General features: G+C 39.1%; 20 protein-coding genes and 2 pseudogenes. 11 read left to right on the plus strand and 11 right to left on the minus strand.

The features are described from left to right. Nucleotides 1-176: 176 nt before the first annotated feature. A complete protein-coding gene (locus tag ACE1CC_RS09340) occupies nt 177-947 on the minus strand; it encodes a YebC/PmpR family DNA-binding transcriptional regulator (protein ID WP_413270193.1) in 771 nt (256 codons plus the stop codon). Between the two features lie 64 nt (nt 948-1,011). Next, nucleotides 1,012-1,203: pseudogene (locus tag ACE1CC_RS09345) on the minus strand (carbohydrate ABC transporter permease); the annotation flags it as partial. Nucleotides 1,204-1,851: 648 nt separating this feature from the next. On the opposite strand from ACE1CC_RS09345, the gene infC reads away from it, so the two are divergent. The 3 genes from infC to ACE1CC_RS09360 all read left to right on the plus strand — a co-directional run bounded on the left by infC (nt 1,852) and on the right by ACE1CC_RS09360 (nt 3,818). Further along, nucleotides 1,852-2,484: a translation initiation factor IF-3 gene (gene infC, locus ACE1CC_RS09350; RefSeq protein ID WP_459563819.1), complete on the plus strand. Its 633-nt coding sequence runs from the start codon at nt 1,852-1,854 to the stop codon at nt 2,482-2,484. Nucleotides 2,485-2,650: 166 nt separating this feature from the next. Beyond that, the gene (locus tag ACE1CC_RS09355; protein WP_413270195.1) at nt 2,651-3,313 is read left to right on the plus strand and encodes a class I SAM-dependent methyltransferase; all 663 of its coding nucleotides are present in this window, start codon (nt 2,651-2,653) and stop codon (nt 3,311-3,313) included. Between the two features lie 148 nt (nt 3,314-3,461). After that, on the plus strand, nt 3,462-3,818 hold the full coding sequence (locus ACE1CC_RS09360) for a hypothetical protein (protein ID WP_413270196.1): 357 nt from the start codon (nt 3,462-3,464) through the stop codon (nt 3,816-3,818). A gap of 167 nt (nt 3,819-3,985) precedes the next feature. On the opposite strand, the gene ACE1CC_RS09365 is transcribed toward ACE1CC_RS09360, so the two are convergent. The 4 genes from ACE1CC_RS09365 to ACE1CC_RS09380 all read right to left on the minus strand — a co-directional run bounded on the left by ACE1CC_RS09365 (nt 3,986) and on the right by ACE1CC_RS09380 (nt 7,184). Continuing rightward, on the minus strand, nt 3,986-5,026 hold the full coding sequence (locus tag ACE1CC_RS09365; protein ID WP_413270197.1) for a glucokinase: 1,041 nt from the start codon (nt 5,024-5,026) through the stop codon (nt 3,986-3,988). Between the two features lie 4 nt (nt 5,027-5,030). Then, nucleotides 5,031-5,669 carry a histidine phosphatase family protein gene (locus ACE1CC_RS09370; protein WP_413270198.1) on the minus strand — a complete coding sequence of 213 codons (639 nt, stop codon included), beginning with the start codon at nt 5,667-5,669 and terminating at the stop codon, nt 5,031-5,033. Between the two features lie 94 nt (nt 5,670-5,763). Next, nucleotides 5,764-5,934, minus strand: a complete 171-nt coding sequence (locus ACE1CC_RS09375) for a hypothetical protein (protein ID WP_413270199.1) — start codon at nt 5,932-5,934, stop codon at nt 5,764-5,766. Between the two features lie 212 nt (nt 5,935-6,146). Continuing rightward, nucleotides 6,147-7,184, minus strand: coding sequence for an endonuclease NucS domain-containing protein (locus ACE1CC_RS09380; protein WP_413270200.1), 1,038 nt, complete (start codon nt 7,182-7,184; stop codon nt 6,147-6,149). 184 nt (nt 7,185-7,368) lie between these two features. On the opposite strand from ACE1CC_RS09380, the gene ACE1CC_RS09385 reads away from it, so the two are divergent. After that, complete coding sequence (locus tag ACE1CC_RS09385; protein WP_413270201.1) at nt 7,369-7,731, plus strand: DUF4864 domain-containing protein; 363 nt, start codon at nt 7,369-7,371, stop codon at nt 7,729-7,731. 4 nt (nt 7,732-7,735) lie between these two features. Here ACE1CC_RS09385 and ACE1CC_RS09390 read toward each other — a convergent pair whose 3' ends face one another. From ACE1CC_RS09390 to rlmD, 4 genes are all read right to left on the minus strand, one after another. Beyond that, a complete protein-coding gene (locus ACE1CC_RS09390; protein ID WP_413270202.1) occupies nt 7,736-8,422 on the minus strand; it encodes an SAM-dependent methyltransferase in 687 nt (228 codons plus the stop codon). Nucleotides 8,423-8,599: 177 nt separating this feature from the next. After that, entirely contained in the window at nt 8,600-10,273 is a 1,674-nt protein-coding gene (pckA, locus tag ACE1CC_RS09395) for a phosphoenolpyruvate carboxykinase (ATP) (protein ID WP_413270203.1), read from the minus strand. A 682-nt stretch (nt 10,274-10,955) separates the two neighbouring features. Then, nucleotides 10,956-11,804, minus strand: a complete 849-nt coding sequence (gene larE, locus ACE1CC_RS09400) for an ATP-dependent sacrificial sulfur transferase LarE (protein WP_413270204.1) — start codon at nt 11,802-11,804, stop codon at nt 10,956-10,958. A gap of 156 nt (nt 11,805-11,960) precedes the next feature. Next, a complete protein-coding gene (gene rlmD / locus ACE1CC_RS09405; RefSeq protein WP_413270205.1) occupies nt 11,961-13,364 on the minus strand; it encodes a 23S rRNA (uracil(1939)-C(5))-methyltransferase RlmD in 1,404 nt (467 codons plus the stop codon). Nucleotides 13,365-13,519: 155 nt separating this feature from the next. On the opposite strand from rlmD, the gene ACE1CC_RS09410 reads away from it, so the two are divergent. From ACE1CC_RS09410 to ACE1CC_RS09425, 4 genes and pseudogenes are all read left to right on the plus strand, one after another. Further along, entirely contained in the window at nt 13,520-14,005 is a 486-nt protein-coding gene (locus tag ACE1CC_RS09410; protein WP_413270206.1) for an allophycocyanin, read from the plus strand. Nucleotides 14,006-14,587: 582 nt separating this feature from the next. Next, nucleotides 14,588-14,800, plus strand: a complete 213-nt coding sequence (locus ACE1CC_RS09415) for a hypothetical protein (protein ID WP_459563821.1) — start codon at nt 14,588-14,590, stop codon at nt 14,798-14,800. Further along, nucleotides 14,794-15,168 (plus strand): type II toxin-antitoxin system VapC family toxin, encoded by a 375-nt coding sequence (locus tag ACE1CC_RS09420; protein WP_459563820.1) that lies wholly within the window; start codon nt 14,794-14,796, stop codon nt 15,166-15,168. Before ACE1CC_RS09415 ends, ACE1CC_RS09420 begins: the two co-directional genes overlap by 7 nt. Before the next feature lie 99 nt (nt 15,169-15,267). Continuing rightward, a pseudogene (locus tag ACE1CC_RS09425) lies at nt 15,268-16,101 on the plus strand (Rpn family recombination-promoting nuclease/putative transposase). Nucleotides 16,102-16,105: 4 nt separating this feature from the next. On the opposite strand, the gene ACE1CC_RS09430 reads toward ACE1CC_RS09425, so the two are convergent. Next, nucleotides 16,106-16,252, minus strand: coding sequence for a hypothetical protein (locus tag ACE1CC_RS09430; RefSeq protein ID WP_413270209.1), 147 nt, complete (start codon nt 16,250-16,252; stop codon nt 16,106-16,108). A 72-nt stretch (nt 16,253-16,324) separates the two neighbouring features. Between ACE1CC_RS09430 and ACE1CC_RS09435 the strand changes: the two genes are divergently transcribed. The 3 genes from ACE1CC_RS09435 to ACE1CC_RS09445 all read left to right on the plus strand — a co-directional run bounded on the left by ACE1CC_RS09435 (nt 16,325) and on the right by ACE1CC_RS09445 (nt 17,914). After that, nucleotides 16,325-16,669: a type II toxin-antitoxin system RelE/ParE family toxin gene (locus tag ACE1CC_RS09435; protein WP_413270210.1), complete on the plus strand. Its 345-nt coding sequence runs from the start codon at nt 16,325-16,327 to the stop codon at nt 16,667-16,669. After that, the gene (locus tag ACE1CC_RS09440) at nt 16,662-16,964 is read left to right on the plus strand and encodes a helix-turn-helix domain-containing transcriptional regulator (RefSeq protein WP_413270211.1); all 303 of its coding nucleotides are present in this window, start codon (nt 16,662-16,664) and stop codon (nt 16,962-16,964) included. The genes ACE1CC_RS09435 and ACE1CC_RS09440 overlap by 8 nt, the downstream gene beginning before the upstream one ends. A 110-nt stretch (nt 16,965-17,074) precedes the next feature. Continuing rightward, nucleotides 17,075-17,914 (plus strand): Rpn family recombination-promoting nuclease/putative transposase, encoded by an 840-nt coding sequence (locus ACE1CC_RS09445; protein ID WP_413270212.1) that lies wholly within the window; start codon nt 17,075-17,077, stop codon nt 17,912-17,914. The last annotated feature ends 91 nt before the right edge of the window (nt 17,915-18,005 follow it).

Raw genomic sequence — 18,005 nt, forward strand, 5'->3', positions numbered from 1 at the left:
ATCTTATTTAACTGTAGGGTGTGTTAGGCACGGATAACAAATTCAGCATTTCAACCAATAATTAAATTCCCGTGCCTAACGCACCGTTTTCAAAGTTTGTAACACCTATGAACATTTCTCACCATGAATCCGAAATAGCCATGGTGCGTTACACTGCGTTAACGCACCCTACGAGTTTAAGCGATACTTAGGGCGACTAAATCATCTGACATTTCAAAGTTGGTGGTAACATTTTGTACATCGTCTAATCCTTCTAAAAAGTCCATCATTTTCAGGAGCGATCGCGCTTGATCGCGATCGACAACTTCTACGTTATTATTAGGTATCCAGCGCCATTCGGCTTCGGTGACGTTAAAACCTTTTTCTTTCAAGAATTGGCTGAGATTTTCTAAGTTTGTCACTTCGGTAAATACTTCTGCGCCTACTTCTTCTGCTTCTTCGTCTTCTGTCAACTCGTAAGACTCTGCGCCACCTTCTAAGGAAGCTTCTAAAAGTTCGTCTTCATCCACTGCGCCGCTGATGATGCAAACGCCTTTTTGTGCAAACATCCAAGCAACACAGCCTGTTTCCCCCAAGTTTCCGCCATATTTGCTGAAAGCGAGGCGCAAGTCGGCTGCGGTGCGGTTACGATTATCGGTGAGGGCTTCCACGAGTACGGCTACTCCACCTGCGCCATAACCTTCGTAACGGATAGTTTCGAGGCTGTCACCTGAGTCTAGTGTACCAGCACCTTTGGCGATCGCTCTTTCAATATTATCGTTGGGAATACCTGCTGCTTTCGCTTTTTCAATTGCAGTACGGAGTTGAAAATTTCCCGTCGGGTCTGGAATACCGTTGCGTGCTGCGACAATAATAGCACGAGATAGTTGAGTGAAGGTTTTCCCCTTTTTTGCGTCAACTCTCTCTTTCTGACGTTTAATATTTGCCCACTTACTATGTCCTGCCATAGCCCTTTCTAACTCAATTAACCTTACATTAGGATAAACAAAAATCCTAACAAATTGTTTTGGTTTATTTACCACCTGTGAAGGTGACGCTTTGGATAAAGTAGCGATTGAAAAAGGCGTAAATGGCTAGTGCGGGTAAGGTTAAGACCATTGAAGCTGCCATAATATAATTCCAATAACTGATATATTCGCCTTTAAAAGTGTTCCATCCCAAAGGTTGGGTAAACATTTCTTTGTCGGACAAAATCAGTAAAGGTGTGCCTCAAAATTTCGGAGTGCTCGCCCCAATAACTGCGATTCATAGGGGTTACTTTGCCAACCGCTCAGTGTTACTGTAATATCAGAGTTGTTACCCCTTGCAAAAGTGCAGCTAGTTAAGGTTATAATTACCAACAGGAAAATTAACAGTCTTACCCTTGTGCAAATCATTATTTTCTCCTTTACGAGTAACCTGCTAAGTCGAATGCTTCTGCACCCAAGTAAAAATTGATGCACAATCACCTACAGCTAAAGTTCTCGATCGCAAAACAACTTTACAAAATGCAAGAATTAACAAAAACTGATGAGGTCTAGGTATTTTGTTTAATTTGAACATTTTAGCGCCCTTTTGGATAATGAGCAGACTTGCAAAATATGAAGGTTAGAAGGTCAAAGTTTGCGATTTTTGCCAGTGAAGTGTTAAGTTTATGGCACAAAACTTAGGTAGGATGTCAACCTTTGTTGAGCGATCGCGATCGGATAGATATAATTCGTTTAACATTGTGGCAAGGGGCGAATCGCACTGCTTCAGTTTTGACGTAATTTAGCTAAAGACTTCAACTTTTCCCATAATGCAACCTGAGAAATATGGTGAAAATTAAAGTCTAAAGTCATAATAGTGTTGTAACTTTGAGGAATTTAATTCATGCCTATGGATCAGAAAAAAAATCGTGGTCATGTCATTAATCATGCGATTCGTGTACCCCAGATTCGCGTGATTGATAATGATGGCGGACACTTAGGAATTATGGATACTAGATCTGCCTTGAGTTTGGCTCAAGAAAGAGACCTAGACTTAGTAATGATTAATGATAAATCTGAGCCGCCTGTTTGCCGGATTATTGACTACGGCAAGTTTAAATATGACTTAGAAAAACAAGAGCGGAAAAATAAGAAAAATCAAGACAAAACTTCTGTCAAAGAATTGAAGATGCGCTACACAATTGAAGATCATGATTATCAAGTGCGCGTCAATCAAGCAGAAAGATTTTTGAAAGCTGGAGATAAAGTAAAAGTCACTATCAAGTTTCGTGGTAGAGAAAGCCAACATAGTCATTTAGCCGAAAATCTGCTCAATGAAATGGCAAAAGACTTACAAGAATTTGCCGAACTTCAACAAGCACCGAAAAAAGAGGGAAGCAATATGACTATGCTGCTCTCGCCTAAAAGTGCTGTTGTCAAAACTCCTACCACTAATACTCCCACTCCCACTCCTACTCCTGCTCCTCCTAGCAAACCTAAACTAGTAGAAACTCAGCCTTCGGAAGCAAAAGTCTAAAACAAATTAGCCAAGGAGCTTATATTGTTGTGAGATTTTTGGATTAAACTTTTCCTGAGTCAGAGGAATTTTAGTTTAGCTTATTAGGTTGAAGATAACTAAGCTATAACATATAAATAGTAGGGCAGAAATTTCTGTCCTACTAAATTTTTTTGAGGCTGGAAATATGAAACTGGTCTATCAACGTTTTGATTTGTTTGCTACTGAATATGATTTCATGGCAAGTTTGCAGAGTAAAAATGACTTCTTTCTCAAGAATTTATCTAGGAATAGAAGCGCAGTTCTAGATATTGGTTGTGGCTCAGGTATTTTAGCTTTTGACTTAGCTAAATACTACCAAAAGGTAGTTGCTATAGATATTTGCCAAGAAATGTTAGAGATTGCTAAAGTCAAAAGATCTGCTCCTAATATTAAATATCTACTAATGGATGCGGAAAATTTAATATTAGATGAAAAATTCGATTTGATTACTTCTGCAAATACCTTTCATCATTTACAAAATTTACCTGCTACTTTACAAACAATCAAAAAATTATTGAACCCTGGTGGCAAATTTGTTTTGCTGGATAATGTTTCGGAAGTGGAAACACCAGCAACCATAGTTTATATATGGAGCGCTATGGGGGATTTCTTCCCCGACTGGATGAAGTTAGGACTGAGTACAGCTTGGAGGTTATTTAAATTTAGGACTTCCCAACCTTGGTTAAGTCATTTAGCAACTGATAAATATTTATCCCCACAGCAATTTAAAGAAATATATGGTAGTCACTTTCCCAATTGTTACTTCACAAAATTGGGTTGTTTTATGGGTATGCTCTGGAAAAATTAGTCAGTTTTTTAGCTTTAAAAAGTCAATTTCACCTGTTCCGAAAGTAACATTTTCGCCTAATTTGGGCATCTACCATTTGTGAGATGCACCCCCAAAAAAGAGAAATAAAACTAGTAAGTAGCTGGTCGCTTCATTTGGGGATGATTTTATGAAATATTTGGTTCTTGGTGGTTTATCTGCACTTCTATTGTCTGCTACCTCTACACCTGGGGTAATGGCTCAGTCAAACACTCCTAACTCGGTAGTAAATACGAGGGAATCTGAAGCTTTAATTGAGCCTTTTCAGTTAGTTTATATGGCTTACCAAGGTTATTTTGAGGAGCAAGGAATTCCTAGTTATACAGGCTTAATTCAGGCTTACAACTTTGGACAAGTTGACGCTAGAGATATCGTTTCTAGTGCAGTACAAGCTAACCGAATTCCAGCACAAATCTTGAATGATGAAAGCTACATAAATGCAGTGGATAATTTTTTAAGTGATTTAAGAAATGAAGGTCAAGGTTAGTTTTTGAGGATAAAAGATCCGTTTGATTGGCGCGATCGCTTTTTTACCTCATTACAGCCCAGAAACTAAAGCCCAGAAACCCGGTTTCGCAGAAGTTACCGGGTTTCTTTTGATCTCTCTTACCTGAAAAGTCCTCGACTTGCGATCGCACTCTCCCAATTTTCCGCTTACAATCTATTAGCACAAATTGCCGCCCCAATTAACCCAACTTGGGGATTTAACACCACATGAACCGGAATTTTTTCCAGTAAATTTCTCATGCGACCTTTGTTAATAAAACATTGCATGAAACCACCTTCTTTAATCAGTGGGAGAATTTTCGGTGCAATACCTCCCGCCACATAAAGACCAGCATAAGGTAACAGTTTGAGAGCCAAATTACCTGCTTCTGCGCCATAAAGTTCCACAAAAGTTTGCAGAGTTTCTTCACTTAATGGATCTGTTTTCTCTAAAGCAGCTTTGCCAATAACTGCACCCGGATCGACTGTTTTTTCACTGCTTCCAGCTTCTTGTTCCCAAGTTCTAATAACTTCCCCAATTTCCGGTGATTCACTAGCAATTTTTTTGTCTCGTAAGAACTGATAAATCGAGACAATACCCATTCCAGAAACTACCCGTTCTACAGAGATTCTGTCAACTTGGTGTTTTTCTAACAGGTATTTCATCATTTGAAATTCCAGTTCTGTGCGTGGTGCAAAATCTGTGTGTCCGCCTTCTGTACCAAACACTTGATAACTGTCACCAGAAGGCGCTAAAAATGCCTGTCCTAAACCTGTTCCTGCACCAATTACAGCAATGGGTGAATCAGCTTGAAATTTGCCAGCTTGTAATGTGTGTAAATCGGTTTCTGTTAAACCTAAAATGCCATAACCTACAGCCACAAAATCATTAATTAAACTGATTTTGGGTATATTTAATTCTTCTTGCAAGCGTTCTGCATCGAGAAACCAAACCAAATTAGTCAGTTTCACGCTATTGTTAACAATCGGACCTGCGATCGCAAAACAAGCTTTTTCTGGCTGAGGCACATAACCCAAATGTTCTGATGCTGCTGTCAGAAATTTCTGTACTATTGGCACTAAATCGGGGAAATCTTGACTCGGATAAGTCGCCTCATCCAAATTATACATTGCTCCTTCTGCTGGCTGTTCTACCAAACGCAGAATAGTCTTAGTACCACCAATATCGCCTGCTAAAAGTAACGTCATAAATCTAGTGGAAGCGGATTACTTTTTCAGTTTGACTCAAATGGGAAGTATCGCCATTGAGTTCCATTATCCATTGTCGATCGTGACGGACAATTTTCACCAAACAACACAAAGAAGCATTGATTTCTGGTGTTCCGCCAACTAATCCTTGACTCGTTCCCACCACAGATGCCCCATGTCCTACTAATAAAATATCCTCGGTAAATTCAGACACAAGTATTTTTGCTGTTTGGGCTGATCTTGCCATCATTTTATCAACAGTTTCCGGGTATTCGGCAATCACTCTAGAGGTATAATTTGGGTCAATTCTAGGAAATTTTGACTGCAATTCAGCAAAAGAAAGTTTTTCTGGAAACTCTGTCATCCACTCAGGATTTAACCATTCACTTAACCCAGATTCTACCTTAATTGGTAAATCTAAAATTTCGGCTACTTGATTAGCAGTCTGTACAGTTCTTAAGAAAGGAGAGGCAAAAATATGAGCAATCTTTTCTCCTTTTAAGCGTTCTCCTAATTGCCTTGCTTGAATAACTCCATCATCAGAAAGTGGCGGATCGTAACGGCGTTCCGCAGTTAAAAACCAATCTGGGTCAACAAAATCTAAGCGGTTTCCGTGACGGGCAATCCAAACTGTTTGTGACATAAAATAATTATATTTACGATTGTATTCCGGGTAACAATTACCTGATGATTTTCTGCAATTGCACAAGTCAATTGTACAGCATCTTCAAAATAGATTAGTCAGATCTTGTTTTAGCTAGTCCCGTCATTCGTTCTACTATGTCTTCTGGTATTGGTGGACGGGGATTGACATCGTGATTGATCGATCGCACAATTGACTCTACTAATTTTAGGCGATCGCTCACCGACAATTTATCAGCTTCCCGCTTTAATTCTTGCCAATTCATATTTTTTGTTGCCTCATTTCAACTTAATATTAACATCAAGAAAAAGATAATGTAGAGACGTTATATATAACGTCTCTACATTATAGGTAATCAACCGGACATGAGATAAAATATTTGAAATCAAAAGTTTTCAGTCCACTGAGCGTGGAGTTGAGCTATTAGCCTGCGAATTGATTCGCAGGCGGGCTAGAAGCGCAGGTGCAACATCTCAGTTATAGCTTTTTCTGCCACTCTTCCAAGCATGAGTGAATCAGAAAATCTAAATTTTCATACTTGTCTATAGTTGGTAGATCGTTTCTGTAATGTTTTAGTTGATCTTTATAAGTCTCTATTCTCATAGCGACTAATGAATCTTTTTGTCCGTAGCCGTACTTAATTAAAATATCCGCCGGATGGATACCCAAAGTTTTTTCCCACTCTTCTAAATTTTTTACTCTACCCAATCCTTCCTTTACATAACCAATGTATGAAACAGTTTTCCAATTAGTCCAAATTCTTGCTCTAGCGCGGCTTGGTCTTTTATTTATAAGATGTAGCCAAAGGAACAAAACAGGCAGATTTATCTTATTATCAAAACGCAATTCTGCACAGAAATTTTTACCTTTGCCATACTTGATAATTCCAGTACTAGCTGTTTCTTCCATACGTCGATCGAAACTCAGAATTTTATGCCGGATTTTTAATATTTCTTGTTTTTCCAACTCATTACAATTAACCAGTAGTTTGAGAAACGCTCTTGGAGGCTCAGGTATATCATCATTAGTCTCTTTTTCTTGAAACGGAATCTCTAATTTTGTAACTTTCTCATTCTCCAAATTTTTCAACTGAAAATAGAACTTTTCTGACTCTGCCAAAACCGCAAATTGCCAAAATTCAATAGACAAATGGTGATACTTCCTGTCAGTAAAATTATCTCGATGAAAACTTGGTGCAACAGCAATCAAACGCACAGGTTTTTCATAGTCAATTTGCTCAGTAAAAGCCTTTGCTTCACACAAAGCATGATAATATCGAGTTAGCTGCTGCACAACATATCGATCTTCAACATTTTTCAATTCCAAAACCACCAAGTCTTGACTTTCACCCAAAGCTAAAATATCGCAAAATTGCCCATCTACAGAATATTGCCGCTTCAGAGGAGTTAACCCAAACAACTCAGGTAAATTCAACCAGATAAAATCTTCCAAAGCTGCTTCGCTGGCAAATTCCCAACCCGTGCCAGTTTTTCTTAAACTAACTAAATCTAACATTCTGTCACCACTACAACAATCTGCTAAATTTAGTATTCCCGCAGATAGAGAAAGTTTAACTAACTAGTAGAATGTCAAATTATTAACCTTTCTTAAGTTTTATACCTAGCCACTAGCGGCTAGCCTTTCTATAATTTAAGTAAACTGTCCTATTAGTAGCGTTATAGAAACAAAGGCAAAAGTGATGCAAATTACAGATAGCGATCGCGCCGCCATCCGGTTTGTTATCGAACGCCAACTGGAAGCATTTCAGCAAGAGGATGCCATTACCGCATTCTCACTTGCTACCCCAGGAATTCAAGTGACATTCCAAACCCCGGAAAACTTCATGGAGATGGTGCGTTCTTCCTACGAAGCTGTCTACCGTCCTCGCTCAGTGTTATTTGAAAACCTGGCAATTGTCAACGGTGCATTGGCGCAACCAGTATTGGTACTCGATCCCGAAGGAAACCCCAGAAGGGCGCTTTACCAAATGGAAAAACAACCCGATGGTAGTTGGCGAATTAATGGTTGTTTTCTGGTTCCGATCGAAGAACCATCAATATAAAATTTCATTTGGGCGGACGTACCTTTAATATTTGGTTTCCGCCTTTTTGAAATTCATATAACACCTGTTTAACTTCCACAGTATAACCTTGCATTTCCAATTTGTTAATTACAGCTTCTAAAATTGGTGATACTTCTCCCGATATATTTAAAACTGGAAAAATTCTCACTTCTTTAGCAACCCGACACATTTCTCGAATCGCCGCTAAATGGAATTCTTCTAAAAGTTGCTCAGTATAAGTAAACAGAAAATGTGAGCATAAAGCTAAATCAAACTGATAATTATTAAAAGGTAAAACTGGCAAACCATGAGGCAAATATCGCCCTTCTTTTAGTCCAAATTCAAAATCTGCCAAAAACTTTTCCATTGCTGCCATGCGTACCTGTCCTAAATGCTCAGGAGAGGTAATTTCCTGCCACACATAACAATCTAAATTTGCTTTCACGCCATTAACAACTGTTGAGTAAGTGTCTTGAATTCGCTGCTTAATTTCATCAGCAGTAAAATAGTAAACCGGATCGCAAGATATTACATTATATCCTTGCTCAGTCATTTCCGCATTAAAACTAGCAGGGCCACCAGCGCAATCTAAAATATTTAACTTTAACTCATCTGTTGTGAGATTAAACATTTTCACATATTCAGCAAAACTGCGACCCCAAGGAATTACACTTTCCAGCTTTAAACCCACTGAATCTTTTCTCCCAAACAACATAAAAATAAGGGGAGGATTTACCCACCCTAACAAAGATTATAAAAGCCATTAACTAATATTGTTTGGATTTGTTGGATGCTCAAAATGAACATTTCTTACTGTAGAGACGTTTCATGAAACGTCTCTACATCTGTAGCAGCCGAAACGATCGCCTTAACCTAAACTAGGCGCAGCCTCCAAAATTTCTCTCGGTACTCGTTGGTATTGCTTAAAGTTTTCCACAAACTTCTGTGCCAAAGCTTTTGCTTTTTCTTGATATGCTTCTGGGTCACTCCAAGTTTTGATCGGATCTAAAATGTCACTATCAACACCGGGAACAGACTCAGGAACTAAAATGCGGAAAATTGGATGGTGATGGAATTTTACATGATTTAATTCACCACTTAAAGCAGCCGATATCATAGCACGAGTATCTGCGATCGCAATCCGTTTACCCACACCATAAGGCCCACCAGTCCAACCAGTATTTACCAGATATACATCAGCGTCGTACTCAATAATTCGATCGTACAACATCTCAGCATAAACGATCGGAGACAGTGGTAAAAATGGCTTACCAAAACAAGAAGAAAAAGTCGCTTGCGGTTCAGTAATTCCCCTTTCTGTACCAGCTAAATTACTCGTATAACCAGAGATGAAATGATACATTGCCTGTCTGTTTGTTAACTTAGAAATCGGAGGCAAAACACCAAAAGCATCTGCGGTTAAAAAGATCACAGTTTTTGGATGACCACCAATACCAGGAATTACACAATTAGGAATAAATTCCACTGGATAAGCAGCCCTAGTATTTTCAGTAACGCTACTATCATTGTAATCTGGAGTCCGTTTTTCTGGGTCAATAGTCACATTTTCAATTAACGAACCAAAACGCAACGCTTCCCAAATTTGTGGTTCATTCTTCTTACAAAGGCGAATAGTTTTGGCATAACATCCACCTTCAAAATTGAAGACTCCTTCCATTGACCATCCATGTTCATCATCACCGATTAAACGGCGTTCTGGATCGGCAGATAAAGTAGTTTTTCCTGTGCCAGAAAGACCAAAAAATAAAGCTGTCTTGCCATTTTCATCCATATTAGCAGCACAGTGCATCGGCAAAACATTCCGTTTCGTCATTAAATAATTCATGAATGAGAACACGGATTTTTTCATTTCGCCAGCATAGTGCGTTCCACCAATTAACACAATTCCTTTCAGGAAATTGACAACAATAAATGCTTCGCTATGAATGCCATCACTTTCCGGATCGCCTTGTAACCCGGGAACGGAAATTACTGTCACATCGGCATGATGATGTTTGAGTTCTTCTGCTGTTGGTCTAATAAACAATTGATGCACAAACAAATTGTGCCAAGCAAATTCATTAATTACTCTTACACCTAACCGATATTCAGGATCGGCACCAACATAACCATCAAAAACATATAAATCTTTGCCTTGCATATAAGCAAGTGCTTTCTTGTAGAGTTGATCGAATTTCTCTACAGAAATTGGCACATTTACGCCATTCCAATCAATCTCATCATGAATGCTTGGTTCGTCAACAATAAACTTATCTTTAGGCGATCGACCTGTGTACTTACCCGTCTTCACAAACACTGCGCCATTCTCGCCTAAAATACCTTCCTGACGTGCTAACGTATGTTCTACTAACTGCGATACTGATAAATTACGATACACAGTACCGCAGTTTTTAATTCCTAAACTTTCTAACTTACAGCTTTTTCCATTCTTTGATTCGCCTACTTGGAAAAAGCTGTGTTCCAAGCGGCTGATAGTTGTCATATTCAGGGAATCTAGGGGGTAAGTTTCTGTGTTCACCATAATTAGGCACCCGCCTTGTAAATTAGGTTTCAACCTAGTACAAAAAGGCAGAAGGCAGAGGGCAGAAGGCAGAAGAAAAGAAGGCTAACATCAGCTTTTTCACTTGTTTTTAACTGTGTAGTTATTTCTGTCACACTGCACTTATTTTTCATTACCAGGTATTTAGGCTTTCCTATTAACTTTTACCAGAAACTTTTGGGATAAAGTTACTTATTAAGAAAATTTTGTATATTTTAATACTGTTTTGTAATTTGTAAACAAAATACAACCTAATGAGAGGCGCACTTTTATGCAAGAAACGCATCTACTAATTGTATATCTTACATGATTTTTTTGCCGAAAACTCCCTAATGCAATCTAATTGCCCAAAGGGATGATTTATTTGCCAGTTAGTCTTACTTATCCTTCAAAATAGTGATATATTTTTAACTTGGATTATGTTGGAGATTATACATTTTTACTTTAGTTTAACCAATAATTGAGTAATTGTGTAATTTATTACTTTATTGAAAGTACTTTAGCTAAACTTTTTTTACTTTAGTCACCTAACTAACAATTAGTAAAATAACAATCAAAAAAGTAACTAATAAGTTTGTTGTAAGCACTAAAGTGCTGTCTGTTGTAAGCACTTTAGTGCTTGCTTTGTTAGCGAAGAACACTAAAGTGTTCACAACAAACCTAATTAACTCATCATTAGTTGAGAGGGGGTATTATTATTGCGAATTTCCGGGTCAAGCACTTGATTTAATTTGCCGCTGCGATAACCTTCTAAATCCAGAGTCACATAAATAAATCCCAACTCTTGAAAAGCAGTAACTAATTGAGGTAAATCTGTAGTTAAAACAAACTCTTTAATTTGTTCGGATGCTAATTCAATTTTAGCGGTATCTCCAGTCGATCGCACGCGCAGATTTTGCCACCCCAACTTCCGCAAATAAAGTTCTGCTCTCCCAACTCTTTGTAATTTCGCGATCGTAATTTCTTCCCCATAAGGAAACCGAGAACTTAAACAAGGTTGAGCAGGTTTATCCCACCAAGGAAGTCCTAAAAATTTAGAAATTTCTCGCACTTCCATTTTCGTAATTCCTACTTCAGCTAAAGGCGATCGCGCACCTCTTTCCTTTGCCGCTTGAATTCCCGGACGATAATCTTTTAAATCATCTGCATTTACCCCATCTACCACATAAGGATAACCCAAACTTAAAGCCAAAGGTTTTAGGGTATCATGCAATTCACTTTTGCAGAAATAACAGCGATTTACTGGGTTAGCAGTGTAATTGGGATTCTCCATTTCATGAGTTTCAATTACTTGATGCCGAATCCCAATTTGTAATGCTTGAATCTTGGCATCTTCCAAATCTTCTGGTAATAAAGAAGGAGATTCAGCAGTTACGGCTAAAGCGCGATCGCCCAAAACATCATAAGCAACTTTCGCCACCAAAGTACTATCAATTCCTCCAGAATAAGCAATAATCGCCCGATCCATTTGGGCGAAAATTCCTTTCAGTGCTTCTAATTTCTGCTCCAACATAATTCCCAATCTCACAAACCCAGTGAATTAATCCTTCAATTTCTATTACTTCTAGCTTGTCTCTCAAGCCAAGCGAATCCAAAATCGCTCCATTCAATCATAACAATTTGTTAACACCCAGATCGCCGACTTCTTCAAGAAGTCGGAGATCTAGATTCATTCTTTAACTAGAAAAGCTGCACATTCAACATGAGCAGTTTGGGGAAAGAAATCAGCAGGTTGTACTCTCACTAATCGATAACCACCAGCGCACAATATTTTCAAATCGCGTGCTAAAGTCGGAGGTTTGCAACTAACATAAACAATCTGACTCGGTTGAATTTGCAACAGAGAATGTAGCACAGCGCGATCGCAACCCTTACGCGGCGGATCTAACAACACAATATCCGGCGTTACTAGCAACTGTGGCAACAAATTCTCCACCTCTCCCACCTGAAAATTAGCATTAGAAATCCCATTCAAAATAGCATTAGCTTCAGCTTGTTCTACCGCCTCCCGTTGCACCTCCAAACCAATAACTTGTTGTACCAATTTAGCCAGAGGCAAACTCATCGTACCAATGCCAGAATAAGCATCAACCAAAACCTCATTTCCTTGGAAATTAAGTTGCCCAATAATTTCCTTTAACAGCAACTCTGCCACTTCTGTATTTACTTGGAAAAAAGTATCCGGGCGAATTTGAAACTCTAAATCGGCAAACTTTTCCCGTAAAAAAGGTTTTCCAGCAATACAGCGGGTTTCTGCGCCGAAATTAGCGTTAGTGCGATCGGGATTACGATTCAGCGACACCCCCACCAACTGAGGATAACGCTTCAACCACTCTTGAGCCTGAGCCTCAATCCCCGGCAAATCCCAATCCTTCACCACCAAAGTTAACAACATTTCCCCCGTCCGTCGCCCAATCCGCAGCGACAGATAACGTACTTGCCCCCGATGGTGTTTTTCGTTATAAATTCGCCAACCCCGCTCTTGAATGTCCTGCTTTACGCCAGCAAGCATTGGATTTAACCTAGCATCCTGTATCGGGCATTGGTTCAAATTCACAATCTGATGAGAACCCTTTTGGAAATAGCCCGCCTGTACCTTCAGCGTAGACGACAAACCCACAGGATAAGTAGATTTATTACGATATCCCAAAGCCGAATCCCCTGCCAAAACCCCATCCACAGGAGGCGCAGAAATTCCGCCAATCCGTTCCAAAGCTTGAATCACCAAATTCCGCTTTGCTTCCAGTTGATACTCATAATTAATATGCTGCCATTGGCAACCCCCGCATTTATCCGCCACAATGCAGCCAGGGCGAGTCCGATGGGCAGATGGTGTAATAATCTCATGCAGCTTGCCAAAGCCGTACTGAGGCTTAACGCGGAGTAAACGGGCCCAAATGCGATCGCCCACCACCGTATCCGGCACAAAAACCACCCTCTCCCCAAAACGCCCCACCCCATCCCCCGTATCCGAGAGATCCGTAATCTCAACCTCCACCAACCGCCCCTGTTTCCAAAGGTCGTCCAAATTTTCACTTCCAGTTTGTAACAAAATGTTTCCAGTTTTAATCATCTTTTTGATTTTAGATTTTCGATTTTAGACTGAATTTCTCCCCATCTCCCCACCTCCCCACCTCCCCACCTCCCCATCTCCCCACCTCCCCATTCCCTTGCGTCCCTTCATATCGGTAAACTACGAAATGGTATCCTCAGACCTTCTAATAAATCATGAGTGTAGTAAGCCAAGTTATTCTCAAAGCCGACGACGAACTTCGTTATCCCAGCACCGGGGAACTGACTGCAATCAAAAACTTTTTTCAAACAGGCTTAGTGCGGACAAGCATTGCCGCTACCCTAGCCGAAAATGAAAAAAAGATTGTTCAAGAAGCCAGCAAACAGCTATGGCAGAAACGTCCTGACTTCATTGCGCCCGGTGGCAATGCTTATGGACAACGCGAACGCGCCCTCTGTCTGCGAGACTATGGCTGGTACTTACGCCTAGTTACTTATGGAGTTCTCGCTGGTGACAAAGAGCCAATTGAAAAAATTGGTTTAATTGGCGCACGCGAAATGTACAACTCTCTGGGTGTACCCGTTCCTGGCATGGCAGAAGCCATTCGTTGTCTCAAAAAAGCTTCCTTAGCACTTTTGAGCGAAGAAGAAGCCGCCGAAGCCACACCTTACTTTGATTACCTCATTCAGGGGATGTCTTGAACTTCCACCCTAGCGTTTAGAAGTAAGGTTCTACCTTGTTAATTTTAATCTGTTTCCCCACCCTTGTTGGTGTTTTCTAGCTACAAAAATGTTAGAACGTTGACAAAAGGTGGGGAAATTTTATGGTTAAAAGGCTAGTGATTTTCTGGAAAATTTTGAAAATAAAAAACCGACAGTTCACTGTCGGCTGATTGTGTGTTCCCTGTCGATGACTCGGCTAGAGTTCAGTTGTTTGTAGTATGGCTGTTTAATCTAACTTTGATAGCGATCTTAATCATCTTTAACCTGTGATATTGATCACCAACAAAAATCATTAAATGCGTAAGAGAAAATTGCCCTAAATTGAATTTATGAAAGGGAAAATTACCTATTATTCGCGGAAACTTCTTCCCACTTAAAATTAATTTAAATCATTATTCAAACTCATTATGAGACCGATAGAATTTTTTATAAATCTAACAAACCTTCGCTAATTTTATATTAAAATAGATGCGATCGCACTTTTCATTGAGTAGGAAATTTCAATGCGATCGCTTTTCACTATAATATAATAGAAACATCCTTTATTTGCCACTTTCAGTTATGTTACCTTTTCGGAAAAAAATTGTCACAGATGAATCCATGAAACCTGTTGCAGTATTGATTGATTATGAAGACTGGCAGAAAATTGAACAAGTATTAGCAGCATCTCAATTAACAGAAAAAGAGGATTTTAATATTTCCCAATATGCAGGCGTTATAAAATTAACAGAAGACCCTTTGCAATATCAGCACCGAATTAGGGATGAGTGGTAGTGACAGAGCCTTTAATTTTGTTAGATACTAACATTGTTTTATATTACTTGGGTGGTCGTTTAACTAACCCCTTACCGTCAGGAAATTATTTTATTTCTGTGATTACAGAGATTGAATTGTTATCTTATCCCAGCCTCAGTGCCGACGAAGAGTTACAAATTCGTAATTTTTTGGCTAAAATTACTGTAGTTGGGCTAGATGGGAATATAAAAGAATTAGCGATCGCTTTTCGGAAAAATTACCGACTCAGGTTGGCTGACGCAATAATTGCAGCAACGGCACAATCTTTAAATGCAATTCTGTTCACAAATGATCTGAGATTGGCTAATTTTACAGAGATTACAGTACAGTCATTGCCAATATTATGAGTTGGAGCGATCGCACTTTCGTTAAGTACTAAATTGTCAAGCGGTGGCTTGACAATTTATGTTAAAATATAATAGAAAAAATCATAGTAATAAAATTGTGTGAAAACCGACAATATTTTTTATCAGCTATTTCAAACCTTCCCCAATCTACTATTTGAACTCATTGGTCAACCCCCATCACTAGCCCAGAATTATACTTTTGTCTCACAAGAAGTCAAAGAGCTATCTCGCAGCTTTGATGGCGTATTTTTACCATTAAAAAACGCGCCTGACAACCCGATTTATTTTGTAGAAGTACAGTTCCAACCAAAAACTGACTTTTACTGGCGCTTCTTTGCCGAAATATTTGTCTACCTGGGTCAATATCAACCTGCTAACGATTGGCGTGCAGTAGCTATATTTGGAAAAAGAAACTGAGATCAGGGAGTACCAAGACAATATCGAGGATTACTAGCAGATCAACAAGTAATCTTTGTCTATCTCGATGAGTTAAATCAAATAACAGAACCTTCCCTAGCACTGGGGATGGTACAACTAGTAGTGGGAAACGAAGAAACAGCAGCAACAGTTGAGTTAACTAACCGACTATTGCTGCAAGCAAGAACACAACTATTAGATGAAGGATTGAAGCAGAAAGTTCTAGAATTGATTGAAAGCGTACTAGTTTACAAGTTTACTGCCTTAAGTCGCCAGGAGTTAGAAGCTATGTTTGGATTAAGTGATTTAAAACAAACAAGATTTTATCAAGAAGCAAAGGAAGAGGGCAAGCAAGAGGGCAAGCAAGAGGGCAAGCAAGAAGGCAAGCTGGAATCTGTACCAAGGTTATTGGCAATAGGATTAAATGTGGAACAAATATCTACAGCTTTAAACTTGGATATTGAACTGGTGAGACAGGCTGCACAGGCTTCCGGTAGTGATACTTCAGAAGGGTAATTTATTAGGATTGAAAATGAGTGCGATCGCGTAGCGTTGAGTTAGCAGTATCGCTTTGACATTTCTTAATTAACAAGCATGGCGATATGCCTACGGCACGAGCAAGGCGATCGCACTTTTCATTAAGTAGTAAATTCCCAGACGATCGCACTTTTCATTGAGTAGTAAATTTAAATGCGATCGAGCTATAATTTATGAATTAAACAATGTTTCTTTTCATAGGATGGAAGCACAACCGAGACAAATTCTGAACTACCGAACAATAGAGGGAAAAAGTCCTTTTTTAGAATGGCGAGATTCCTTACGAGATAGCAAAGCCAAAGCTAAAATCACTTCCAGAATCGACCGAGTTGCAAAAGGTAATTTAGGCGACTATCGCTCAGTTGGAGAAGGAGTTTGTGAACTGAGAATAGACTATGGCCCAGGCTATCGGATATACTTTGGACAAATCGGGCTAACAATTGTGATTATTTTGTGTGGTGGGGATAAAAGTTATCAAGAAAAAGATATACGCGAAGCTATTGAATATTGGAGAGACTACAATAATAGGAGCAACGAAGATGACTAGAAGTACAAATTACTACGATGATTTGATTGAATCTTTTAAAAAATCTCCTTCAGATGCGGCAATGTATCTTGAAGTTGTCATAGAAGAGGGAAATCCTCAAATGTTGCGTCTGGCACTAAAAAATGTTATTGAAGCTCATGGAGGAGTACATGAACTTTCAGAAGCAGCCAAATTGCAATATGAGAAACTTGACTTTGCTTTATCTGAATCAGGATGTCCTGAACTTTACAATTTGGCATCATTACTAGATACAATGGGATTTCATTTAGCAGTGACATTAAAGCCGAATCAATAAGCAATTAGATAACCGCGATCGCACTTTTCATTAAGTAGTCAATTGAAAGGCGATCGCACCCTAACTAATATCAAAATATAATAGAAAAAACCACCTAACAACCCAATTACGTGAAAACCGACAACATCTTTTATCAGCTATTTCAAACCTTCCCCACTCTCCTCTTTGAACTAATCAATCAACCCCCTTCTCTAGCGAACAACTATCAATTCACTTCCCAAGAAATCAAAGAATTAGCACGTCGCTTTGACGGCTTATTTTTACCACCCAAAAATGCCCTTGACCAACCAATTTACTTCGTCGAAGTACAATTTCAACCAAAATCTAACTTTTATAGCCGCTTTTTCGCCGAAATTTTTGTCTACCTAGCTCAATATCAACCTAATCATGATTGGTGTGCTGTCGCTATCTTTGCTAATCGTAATTTAGATCCGGGAATACCAAGACAATATCGCAGTTTGTTAATGACTCAGCAAATCATCTGTGTCTATCTCGATGAGTTAGCACAAATCACCAATCCTTCTTTACCCATTGGCATGGTACAGTTAGTAGTTGGTACAGAAGAAACCGCAGCAACAGTCGAGTTAACTAACCGACTGATGCAGCAAGCAAGGACACAATTATTGGATGAAGGATTCAAGCAGAAAGTTCTAGAATTGATTGAGAGCGTATTAGTTTACAAGTTTACCGCGTTAAGTCGTCAGGAGTTAGAAGCTATGTTTGGATTAAGCGATTTAAAGCAAACCAGGTTTTATCAAGAAGCTAAGGAAGAAGGTAAGCAAGAAGGTAAGCAAGAAGGCAAGTTAGAAGGCAAATTAGAAGGCAAATTAGAAACAGTTCCTCTGTTATTGCAGTTAGGTTTGAGTGTTTCAGAAATAGCAGAAAGATTAAGCTTGGATATTGAAGCGGTGAGGCAGGTAGCACAGGCATCTTCTGATAATTTTCAGTAAGGATGATTTGTGGAATTTAGGAGTGTGCGATCGCTTTGACATTTCTTAATTAACAAATATAGCGATCGCACTCACATTAAGTAATAAATTG

Origin of the sequence: Floridaenema aerugineum BLCC-F46 (genome assembly GCF_041929345.1) — a bacterium.
GTDB lineage: Bacteria > Cyanobacteriota > Cyanobacteriia > Cyanobacteriales > Aerosakkonemataceae > Floridanema > Floridanema aerugineum.

Excerpts from the sequence above, each read along its gene's own strand:
- ACE1CC_RS09340 (WP_413270193.1), bottom strand. The coding sequence starts at position 947 with ATGGCAGGACATAGTAAGTGGGCAAATATTAAACGTCAGAAAGAGAGA.
- infC (WP_459563819.1), top strand. The coding sequence starts at position 1,852 with ATGCCTATGGATCAGAAAAAAAATCGTGGTCATGTCATTAATCATGCG.
- ACE1CC_RS09355 (WP_413270195.1), top strand. The coding sequence starts at position 2,651 with ATGAAACTGGTCTATCAACGTTTTGATTTGTTTGCTACTGAATATGAT.
- ACE1CC_RS09360 (WP_413270196.1), top strand. The coding sequence starts at position 3,462 with ATGAAATATTTGGTTCTTGGTGGTTTATCTGCACTTCTATTGTCTGCT.
- ACE1CC_RS09365 (WP_413270197.1), bottom strand. The coding sequence starts at position 5,026 with ATGACGTTACTTTTAGCAGGCGATATTGGTGGTACTAAGACTATTCTG.
- ACE1CC_RS09370 (WP_413270198.1), bottom strand. The coding sequence starts at position 5,669 with ATGTCACAAACAGTTTGGATTGCCCGTCACGGAAACCGCTTAGATTTT.
- ACE1CC_RS09375 (WP_413270199.1), bottom strand. The coding sequence starts at position 5,934 with ATGAATTGGCAAGAATTAAAGCGGGAAGCTGATAAATTGTCGGTGAGC.
- ACE1CC_RS09380 (WP_413270200.1), bottom strand. The coding sequence starts at position 7,184 with ATGTTAGATTTAGTTAGTTTAAGAAAAACTGGCACGGGTTGGGAATTT.
- ACE1CC_RS09385 (WP_413270201.1), top strand. The coding sequence starts at position 7,369 with ATGCAAATTACAGATAGCGATCGCGCCGCCATCCGGTTTGTTATCGAA.
- pckA (WP_413270203.1), bottom strand. The coding sequence starts at position 10,273 with ATGGTGAACACAGAAACTTACCCCCTAGATTCCCTGAATATGACAACT.
- larE (WP_413270204.1), bottom strand. The coding sequence starts at position 11,804 with ATGTTGGAGCAGAAATTAGAAGCACTGAAAGGAATTTTCGCCCAAATG.
- rlmD (WP_413270205.1), bottom strand. The coding sequence starts at position 13,364 with ATGATTAAAACTGGAAACATTTTGTTACAAACTGGAAGTGAAAATTTG.
- ACE1CC_RS09410 (WP_413270206.1), top strand. The coding sequence starts at position 13,520 with ATGAGTGTAGTAAGCCAAGTTATTCTCAAAGCCGACGACGAACTTCGT.
- ACE1CC_RS09415 (WP_459563821.1), top strand. The coding sequence starts at position 14,588 with ATGTTACCTTTTCGGAAAAAAATTGTCACAGATGAATCCATGAAACCT.
- ACE1CC_RS09435 (WP_413270210.1), top strand. The coding sequence starts at position 16,325 with ATGGAAGCACAACCGAGACAAATTCTGAACTACCGAACAATAGAGGGA.
- ACE1CC_RS09440 (WP_413270211.1), top strand. The coding sequence starts at position 16,662 with ATGACTAGAAGTACAAATTACTACGATGATTTGATTGAATCTTTTAAA.